This is a genomic window from Streptomyces anatolicus (genome assembly GCF_019400875.1).
GTDB lineage: Bacteria > Actinomycetota > Actinomycetes > Streptomycetales > Streptomycetaceae > Streptomyces > Streptomyces anatolicus.
In genome coordinates this window covers 1-9,106 of sequence record NZ_WMBF01000247.1, presented here as the reverse complement: position 1 = coordinate 9,106, position 9,106 = coordinate 1, and the positions used below count along the sequence as shown (strand labels likewise).

Here is a 9,106-nt window from a genome sequence, read left to right as displayed (position 1 = left end):
GCGCCGCCCGGCCCCCGGCCCGCGCGCCCGGGAGGCCCGGCGGACACCCCCGCAGGACTCGGTGAGCGATGTGGTCCGCTGGGCGGTGTTCAGCTGCGTGCTGGTTCCGGTCGTCCTTGTGGGGTACGGGATCTCCCTGGCGGGCGCGGGCGGCGCGGCGCTCGGTCTCGCGGCCGTCACCGGGGTCTGCCGGGTGCTCCTGCGCCAGTCCGAGCGGGGGGCCGCGCGACTGCGCGCGGAGGAGAACAACGGGCACCGCGGACGGCACGGCAGAACGGGCACGGGGGCACACCGGGGCCTGCGGCACAGCACCGAGAGTGCGCCGGTCGACTGACCGATTCGCACACACGCTCCCGTAGCTTTTCAGCCAACTTCCGGGAGTCGGGCATTCCTTGGCCGAACGGGCCCCCAACCCCCGTCCGAACAGGGCTGAAAGGTGCTCCGAAGGCGTGCGCACCCTACGGGGACCGGCCACGGAGCCGAGGCGCACTTCCCTGCACGGCCCACGAGTGCAACGCTTCGTGATCGAATGCTTCACGCCAAGTTGCCATGTCGACAATCTGCCGGGTGCTGAACTGGTCACCCCGGCAGCACGGGACACAGTAGATTCGATCTTGACTGTATTACGGCGGGGGACTGGTGGAGGACCGAGGGGAAACGTGCAGGAGCGACAGGCCCAGCAAGCACGTCAGGCACGTCAAGCACATCAGGAACGGGGAGCCGCTACGACCGAGGGGGGTTTAGCACCATGAGCCACGACTCCACTGCCGCGCCGGAGACCACGGCCCGGAAGCTCTCCGGCCGCCGCCGCCGGGAGATCGTAGCGGTGCTGCTCTTCAGCGGTGGCCCCATCTTCGAGAGTTCCATACCGCTCTCCGTCTTCGGCATCGACCGGCAGGACGCGGGTGTCCCCCGCTACCGGCTGCTCGTGTGCGCCGGCGAGGACGGCCCGCTGCGGACCACCGGCGGGCTCGAACTCACCGCGCCGCACGGCCTGGAGGCCATCGGCCGGGCGGGCACCGTCGTCGTACCGGCCTGGCGGTCGATCACGTCTCCGCCGCCGCCGGAAGCACTCGACGCGCTGCGCCGCGCGCACGAGGAGGGCGCCCGCATCGTCGGGCTCTGCACCGGCGCGTTCGTGCTCGCCGCCGCGGGACTGCTCGACGGCAGGCCCGCGACCACCCACTGGATGTACGCGCCGACGCTCGCCAAGCGCTATCCGTCCGTGCACGTGGACCCGCGCGAGCTGTTCGTCGACGACGGGGACGTCCTGACGAGCGCCGGCACCGCGGCCGGAATCGACCTCTGTCTGCACATCGTGCGCACGGACCACGGCAACGAGGCGGCGGGCGCGCTCGCCCGCAGGCTCGTGGTGCCGCCGCGCCGGGCCGGCGGTCAGGAGCGCTATCTCGACAGGTCTTTACCCGAGGAGATCGGCGCCGACCCGCTCGCCGAGGTCGTCGCCTGGGCACTCGAACACCTCCACGAGCAGTTCGACGTGGAGACCCTGGCCGCGCGCGCCTACATGAGCAGGCGGACCTTCGACCGCAGGTTCCGCTCGCTCACCGGGAGCGCTCCCCTGCAGTGGCTGATCACCCAGCGGGTGCTCCAGGCGCAACGGCTGCTCGAGACGTCCGACTACTCCGTGGACGAGGTGGCGGGCCGCTGCGGCTTCCGCTCGCCGGTCGCGCTGCGGGGACACTTCCGGCGCCAGCTGGGCTCGTCCCCCGCCGCCTACCGTGCCGCGTACCGCGCTCGCAGGCCCCAGGGCGAGCGCACGCTGGAGTCCGCCCCGGCCTCCTCACACGCCATGCCCGCGCTGGTGGAGGCGGGTCCGGTGCCGACCCAGACCCGGCGCACGGCGGCGGCCAGCGCGCTCGGCCCCTCGGCCTCCATGCCCACCGAGCCGGGCAAGCTGCACTCGGACGCGTACGCGGGCCGTCCGCCTCTGCCCGGCCAGAGGAGCGCGCCGTAGGGTAAGACGCATGAACGATCGCATGGTGTGGATCGACTGCGAGATGACCGGGCTCTCGTTGACGGACGACGCACTTATCGAGGTGGCCGCACTGGTCACCGACTCGGAACTGAACGTGCTCGGCGAAGGTGTGGACATCGTGATCCGCCCGCCGGACGCGGCGCTGGAGACCATGCCCGAGGTGGTGCGCGCGATGCACACCGCCTCGGGACTCCTCGACGAACTGGCCGGCGGCACCACGCTGGCCGACGCCGAGGAGCAGGTCCTGGCGTACGTACGTGAGCACGTCAAGGAGCCGCGGAAGGCTCCGCTGTGCGGAAACTCGGTCGGCACCGACCGCGGCTTCCTGCTGCGCGACATGGCGACCCTGGAGGAGTACCTCCACTACCGGATCGTCGACGTCTCCTCCATCAAGGAGCTGGCGCGGCGCTGGTACCCGCGGGCGTACTTCAACAGCCCGGCCAAGAGCGGCAACCACCGCGCGCTCGCCGACATCCGCGAGTCCATCGCCGAGCTGCGGTACTACCGCGAGGCGGTCTTCGTCCCGCAGCCGGGACCGGACTCCGACACCGCCAAGTCGATCGCCGCCAAGCATGTCCTGCCTGCGGAGTAGCCTCCGCTCGCCTCTTCTGTACGGGGTCCGGAAAACGTGTGCGCGAGCACCCCTTCGGACCCTGTACACTTTTTCTCGGCCGGTCGGAAGAACGCAGAACGACCGGACATGGTGGGTGTAGCTCAGTTGGTAGAGCACCTGGTTGTGGTCCAGGTGGCCGCGGGTTCAAGTCCCGTCACTCACCCTGAAGAAAGGGCCTCGGTTCGAGAGAACCGGGGCCCTTTCCGTGTTCACGTGTTCCGTGACCTACGAGAAGTCGGGCTCAGGAAGAGTCCCGCTCGACCAGTTCCGTCGGGAGCACCAGCTGGCGCCGCTCAAGGCGCCGGGCGGCGGCCGGGCGGCCGTCCGCGATCTCCGCGAGCAGCAGGTCGATCATCGCCCGGCCCATCTCCTCGATCGGCTGGCGCACGCTGGTGAGCGGCGGATCCATGTGGCGCGCGATCGCCGAGTCGTCGAAGCCGACGAGCGCCACGTCGTCGGGTATCCGGCGCCCGGCCTCCCGCAGCGCCTGCCGGGCGCCCGCCGCCATCACGTCCGAGCCCGCGAAGACCGCGTCCACCTCGGGGCGGACCGCCAGCAGCTCCCGCATCGCGCGGCGCCCGCCCTCCTCGGTGAAGTCGCCCTGCGCGATCAGCCGCTCGTCCACCGTGCGGCCCGCGCCTTCCAGGGCCGTCCGGTAGCCGTCGAGGCGGCGCTGGGCCCCGTACACATCGAGGCGGCCGGTGATGGTGGCTATGGAGGTGCGGCCGCGGGCCAGAAGGTGGTCGACGGCCGAGCACGCCCCGGCGAAGTTGTCGGAGTCGACCGAGGGCAGCGCCTCCTCGGCGGAGCGGCGGCCGCTGATCACCGCGGGGATCTCCAGCTGGGTCAGCAGATCCGGCAGCGGGTCGTCGGCGTGCACCGAGACCAGCAGGACGCCGTCGACGCGGTGGGCCGCGAGGTACTGGGCGAGGCGCTGCCGCCGCTGGTCGTTGCCGGCGAAGATCAGCAGCAGCTGCATCTCGGTCTCGCTGAGCTGGGCGCCCACCCCGCGCAGCACGTCGGAGAAGTAGGGCTCGGCGAAGAAGCGGGTCTCCGGCTCGGGCACGACCAGGGCGATCGCGTCCGTGCGGTTGGCGGCCAGGGCGCGGGCCGCCGTGTTCGGGACGTATCCCAGCTCGGCGACGGCGGCCTCGACGGCCGTGCGGGTCGCCGCGCTCACCCGGGGCGAGCCGTTGATCACGCGGGAGACCGTCCCCCGGCCCACTCCCGCCCGCGCGGCGACCTCCTCCAGAGTGGGCCGTCCGCCACTGCGGCCGCGCGCTGCGTGAGCTGCCATTGTCCGCCTCCCGTCGCTTCCCCCGGCGAGGAATGTAACAGCCGGATCTTCACGCGCCGCCGGAGCGGGCGGGGGCACAGGCACGGGCGACCCGTAACGGCCCGATAACCGAAGACGTAACTCTCTGTCCGGTCCCTTGACACCCCCGCCCCCAGCCACGAGTCTTCAACTCATCACACGTGGGAGCGCTCCCACAGTACCTGACCCGTACACATCCCGCACGTTCCCCGCCCGAGCCGCAGAGTGAACCAACGGGCCCAGCAGAGCAGTTGGCCGGGGGGTCGGCACGTCAGGCAAGAGGAGGACGTCATGCACAGGAGTTCCGGCCGGTCCCGCCGACTGGTGGCCTATACGGCCGTGACCGCGCTGGCCGCGAGTCTGCTGGCCGCTTGTTCCAGCGACGACGAGGGGTCGGCGGACGGCGACGGCAAGATCACGCTCAATGTGGGCACGTTCGGTGTGCTGGGCCTCAAGCAGGCGGGCCTCTACGAGGAGTACGAGAAGGCCCACCCGAACATCAGGATCAAAGAGAACGTCATCGAGCGGAACGACGCCTATTACCCGAAGCTCCTCACCCAGCTCCAGTCCGGCGCCGGGGTCAACGACGTGGCGGCGATCGAGGTCAGCAACATCACGGAGGTCGTGCAGACCCAGGGCGCCAAGTTCGAGGACCTGAGCAAGGCCGAGGGCGTCGAGAAGTCGGCGTATCTCGACTGGAAGTGGAAGCAGGCCACGACCGAGGACGGCAAGACGGTCGGTCTCGGGGTCGACATCGGTCCGACCGCGCTCTGCTACCGCAAGGACCTCTTCGAGAAGGCGGGCCTGCCCACCGACCGCGAGGAGCTGGCAAAGGAGTGGGCCGGCGACTGGGACAAGTACGTCGCGATGGGCGAGAAGTACATGGAGAAGGCACCGAAGGGCACCAAGTTCGTCGACTCCGCCGCCAGCGTCTACAACGCCGTCTTCGCGGGCGCCACCGAGCGCTACTACGACAAGGACGGCGAGGAGATCTACGAGAAGAGCCAGGGCCGCAAGGACGCCTGGGACGCGGCGATGAAGGTCGCGCGGGGCGACATGTCCGCCAAGCTCAAACAGTTCGACCCGACGTGGGACCAGGGCTTCGCCAACGGCAAGTTCGCCACGGTGGCCTGCCCCGCCTGGATGGCCGGTTACATCCAGGAGAAGACGGGCCCGGGCGGCAAGGGCAAGTGGGACATGGCCAAGGCGCCCACGGACGGCAACTGGGGCGGGACCTTCCTCGGGGTGCCGAGCGCGGGCAAGCACAAGAAGGAGGCGACCGAGCTGGCCGTCTGGCTGACGCGGCCCGAGCAGCTCGCGAAGATCTTCGCCAAGCAGGCCAGCTTCCCGTCCACCCCGGCGGTCTACGACAAGCTGAAGCCGTCGCCCGCCACCAAGGCGTACTTCAGTGACGCCCCCATCACGGAGATCTTCGCCGACATCGCGAAGAACACCCCCGCGGCCGTCTACGGCGTCAAGGACGCCCAGATCGGCCAGTCCATCACCGACATCGGTGTGCTCCAGGTGGAGCAGCAGGGCAAGTCTCCCGAGGAGGGCTGGGATGCGGCCCAGAAGGAGATCAAGGATGTTCTGGGACAGTGACGCCCATGTCCGAGACGACTGAGTACGCCGAGACCGCGCCCCCCGTGCAGGGGGGAGCGGCCCCGGCCGCGTCGGAGGGCCGCCCGTCCTCCCCCACGACGTCCGCGTGGCGCAGCCGCCTGTACCGCTGGGACATCAAGGCGTCGCCCTACGTCTTCGTCGCGCCCTTCTTCCTCTTCTTCGGCGCCTTCGGCCTCTTCCCGCTGCTCTACACCGGCTGGGCGTCGCTGCACCGCCTTGAGCTGACCAACCTCGACGACAGCACCTGGCTCGGCCTGGAGAACTACACCAACCTGCTGGGCAGCGACTACTTCTGGAACGCGCTCGGCAACACCTTCACCATCGGCGTCATCTCCACCGTCCCCCAGCTGGCCATGGCGCTCGGCATCGCGCATCTGCTCAACTACAAGCTGCGCGGCTCCACCCTGTGGCGGGTGGCGATGCTCGCCCCGTACGCCACCTCGGTGGCAAGCGCCTCGCTGGTCTTCACCCTGCTCTTCGCCTGGGACGGCGGCATGGTCAACTGGCTGATCGGGTCGGTCGGCTTCGACCCGGTCAACTGGCGTGAGTCCTCGTGGGGTTCGCAGTTCGCCGTGTCGTCGATCGTCATCTGGCGGTGGACCGGCTACAACGCGCTCATCTACCTGGCGGCGATGCAGGCCGTGCCGCACGACCTGTACGAGTCGGCCGCGCTGGACGGCGCCTCGCGCTGGCAGCAGTTCCGGCACGTGACGATTCCGATGCTGCGGCCGACGATCCTGTTCACGGTGGTCGTCTCCACGATCGGCGCGACCCAGCTCTTCGGCGAGCCGCTGCTGTTCGGCGGCACTGCCGGGTCCAAGGGCGGCGCCGACCACCAGTTCCAGACGCTCGGCCTCTACCTGTACGACCAGGGCTGGATCAACGGCCATCTGGGCCGGGCCTCGGCCGTCGCCTGGCTGATGCTCCTGATCCTGCTGCTCATCGCCGCGGTCAATCTGCTGATCGCCCGACGCCTGAGGAAGGACCGATGAAGTCCCGCGCCCGCACCATGGGCCCGAAGGCCGGCCGCACGATGCACGCGGGGCCGCTCACGTACGCCGTCCTCGCGCTGTTCACGGCCATCTCGCTGGCGCCGCTGATCTGGACGGCCGTCGCGGCCTCGCGCACCAGCGGGCGGCTCGCCCAGACCCCGCCGCCTCTGTGGTTCGGCGGGAACCTCTTCAAGAACCTCGAACGGGCGTGGCGGGAGGCGAGCCTCGGCGACGCGATGCTGAACACCACGATCGTGGCGGGCAGCATCACCATCGGCACGGTCCTGTTCTCCACGATCGCCGGATTCGCCTTCGCCAAGCTGAAGTTCAGGTTCAGCGGGGCGCTGCTGATACTGACGATCGGCACGATGATGGTGCCGCCCCAGCTGAGCGTCGTACCGCTGTATCTGTGGGTCGCCGACCTCCAGTGGACCAACCAGCTCCAGGCCGTGATCCTGCCGACGTTCGTCAGCGCCTTCGGGGTCTTCTTCATGCGGCAGTACTTGGTCCAGGCCCTGCCCAGCGAGCTGATCGAGGCGGCGCGGATGGACGGGGCGAGCAGTCTGCGGATCATCTGGCACGTGGTGTTCCCGGCGGCGCGGCCCGCGATGGCCGTGCTCGGGCTGCTGACGTTCGTCATGGCCTGGAACGACTTCCTGTGGCCGATCATCGCCCTGAACCAGTCGAACCCCACGGTGCAGGTGGCGCTCAACTCCCTCGGCACGGGGTACATCCCCGACCGGGCGGTGATCATGGCGGGCGCGCTGCTCGGTACGTTGCCGCTGCTCCTGGCGTTCATCCTGTTCGGCAAGCAGATCGTGAGCGGGATCATGCAGGGGGCGGTCAAGGGCTGAGCCTCCGGGAGCGGCGTGACTCCGGGTGCGGCGTGGCTCCGGGTGCCCCGGCGCTCCCCCCTCTTTCTGCGGTACTTCTTCTCCCCCTTCCTCCTTCTCATGGGAGCGCTTCCATGCTTGAACCGCTTACCTTTCCGGCCGGTTTCCTCTGGGGTGCGGCCACCTCCGCGTACCAGATCGAGGGCGCCGTGCGTGAGGACGGCCGCACCCCGTCGATCTGGGACACCTTCAGTCATACGCCGGGCCGCACGGTCGGCGGCGACACCGGTGACGTGGCCGTCGAGCACTATCACCGGTACCGCGACGACGTGGCGCTCATGGCGGAGCTTGGCCTTGGCGCCTACCGGTTCTCCGTCTCCTGGCCGCGGGTGCAGCCCACCGGGCGCGGCCCCGCCGTCCAGCGCGGCCTGGACTTCTACCGCCGCCTGGTCGACGAACTGCTCGCCCGGGGCATCGAGCCCGCCCTGACCCTCTACCACTGGGACCTGCCCCAGGAGCTCGAGGACGCGGGCGGCTGGCCCGCGCGGGAGACCGCGTACCGCTTCGCCGAGTACGCCGGTCTCGTCGCCGAGGCGCTGGGCGACCGGGTGGAGTCCTGGATCACGCTCAACGAACCGTGGTGCAGCGCCTTCCTCGGCTACGGCTCCGGGGTGCACGCCCCCGGCCGCACCGATCCCGCGGCCGCCCTTCAGGCGGCGCACCACCTCAACCTCGCGCACGGCCTCGGCACCCAGGCGCTGCGGGCCGCGCTGCCGGCCCGGGCGCGGGTCGCGGTGAGCCTCAACTCAGCGGTGGTCAGGGCGCTTTCGCAGGCGCCGGGGGACGTGGACGCGCGGCGGCGCATCGACAACCTCGCCAACGGCGTCTTCCACGGGCCGATGCTCCACGGGGCATACCCTGCCGACCTGCTGGCGGACACGGCCCGCGTCACCGACTGGTCCTGTGTCCGCGAGGGCGATCTGGCCGCGATCCAGCAGCCGCTGGACGCGCTGGGGCTCAACTACTACACGCCCTCGTTGGTGTCGGCGGCCCCCGCAGGCGGAAGTTCACGCGCCGACGGGCACGGCGCGAGCGATCACTCCCCCTGGCCCGGCGCCGAGGACGTCACCTTCCACCAGACGCCGGGCGAGTGCACGGACATGGGCTGGACCATCGATCCGACGGGGCTGCACGAGCTGATCATGCGGTACACGCGGGAGGCGCCGGGGCTTCCGCTGTACGTGACGGAGAACGGCGCGGCCTACGACGACAAGCCCGACGCGGAGGGCCGCGTCCATGACCCGGAGCGGATCGCCTACCTCCACGGCCATCTGGCCGCGGTCCGCCGTGCCCTCGCCGACGGCGCGGATGTCCGCGGGTACTACCTGTGGTCGCTCCTGGACAACTTCGAGTGGGCGTACGGCTATAGCAAGCGGTTCGGGGCGGTGTACGTGGACTACGAGACGCAGGTCCGGACTCCGAAGTCCAGCGCGGAGTGGTATGCGGCGGTCGCCAGGACGGGGTCGCTGCCCGCCGCCGAGTGACACCGCGGCCCGGTGGGGGTTGATCGCGAGTTCCCCGCGGCCCGGTGGGGGTTGCTCGCGAGTTCCCCGCGGCCCGGTGGGGGTTGCTCGCGCAGTTCCTCGCGCCCCTTAGGGGGCCGAGCTGAGCGCCCCTTCAGGGGCGCGGGGAACTGCGCGGCCAGCCCCCACGCACCCGCAGACAACTACGCCC

Annotated in this window: 8 protein-coding genes and 1 tRNA gene; 8 read left to right on the top strand and 1 reads right to left on the bottom strand. The window is 70.4% G+C overall.

Annotation, left to right across the window (positions count from 1 at the left end; translation table 11 throughout):
* The 4 genes from GKQ77_RS20765 to GKQ77_RS20750 all read left to right on the top strand — a co-directional run.
* Nucleotides 1-334: hypothetical protein (locus GKQ77_RS20765; protein ID WP_372459938.1), on the top strand; the 334-nt coding region annotated here is incomplete at its 5' end.
* 414 nt (nucleotides 335-748) lie between these two features.
* The gene (locus tag GKQ77_RS20760) at nucleotides 749-1,975 is read left to right on the top strand and encodes a helix-turn-helix domain-containing protein (RefSeq protein WP_219690425.1); all 1,227 of its coding nucleotides are present in this window, start codon (nucleotides 749-751) and stop codon (nucleotides 1,973-1,975) included.
* A gap of 10 nt (nucleotides 1,976-1,985) precedes the next feature.
* On the top strand, nucleotides 1,986-2,588 hold the full coding sequence (gene orn, locus GKQ77_RS20755; RefSeq protein WP_219690424.1) for an oligoribonuclease: 603 nt from the start codon (nucleotides 1,986-1,988) through the stop codon (nucleotides 2,586-2,588).
* Nucleotides 2,589-2,699: 111 nt separating this feature from the next.
* Nucleotides 2,700-2,772, top strand: a tRNA-His gene (locus tag GKQ77_RS20750).
* A 78-nt stretch (nucleotides 2,773-2,850) separates the two neighbouring features.
* On the opposite strand, the gene GKQ77_RS20745 is transcribed toward GKQ77_RS20750, so the two are convergent.
* Entirely contained in the window at nucleotides 2,851-3,906 is a 1,056-nt protein-coding gene (locus GKQ77_RS20745) for a LacI family DNA-binding transcriptional regulator (protein ID WP_219690423.1), read from the bottom strand.
* A gap of 309 nt (nucleotides 3,907-4,215) precedes the next feature.
* On the opposite strand from GKQ77_RS20745, the gene GKQ77_RS20740 reads away from it, so the two are divergent.
* The 4 genes from GKQ77_RS20740 (at nucleotide 4,216) to GKQ77_RS20725 (ending at nucleotide 8,916) form a co-directional block, all read left to right on the top strand.
* Nucleotides 4,216-5,526, top strand: a complete 1,311-nt coding sequence (locus tag GKQ77_RS20740) for an ABC transporter substrate-binding protein (RefSeq protein WP_219690422.1) — start codon at nucleotides 4,216-4,218, stop codon at nucleotides 5,524-5,526.
* Between the two features lie 5 nt (nucleotides 5,527-5,531).
* Nucleotides 5,532-6,539 (top strand): carbohydrate ABC transporter permease, encoded by a 1,008-nt coding sequence (locus GKQ77_RS20735; RefSeq protein ID WP_219690421.1) that lies wholly within the window; start codon nucleotides 5,532-5,534, stop codon nucleotides 6,537-6,539.
* Entirely contained in the window at nucleotides 6,536-7,393 is an 858-nt protein-coding gene (locus tag GKQ77_RS20730) for a carbohydrate ABC transporter permease (RefSeq protein ID WP_258021655.1), read from the top strand. Before GKQ77_RS20735 ends, GKQ77_RS20730 begins: the two co-directional genes overlap by 4 nt.
* 113 nt (nucleotides 7,394-7,506) lie before the next feature.
* Nucleotides 7,507-8,916 carry a GH1 family beta-glucosidase gene (locus GKQ77_RS20725; protein WP_219690420.1) on the top strand — a complete coding sequence of 470 codons (1,410 nt, stop codon included), beginning with the start codon at nucleotides 7,507-7,509 and terminating at the stop codon, nucleotides 8,914-8,916.
* The last annotated feature ends 190 nt before the right edge of the window (nucleotides 8,917-9,106 follow it).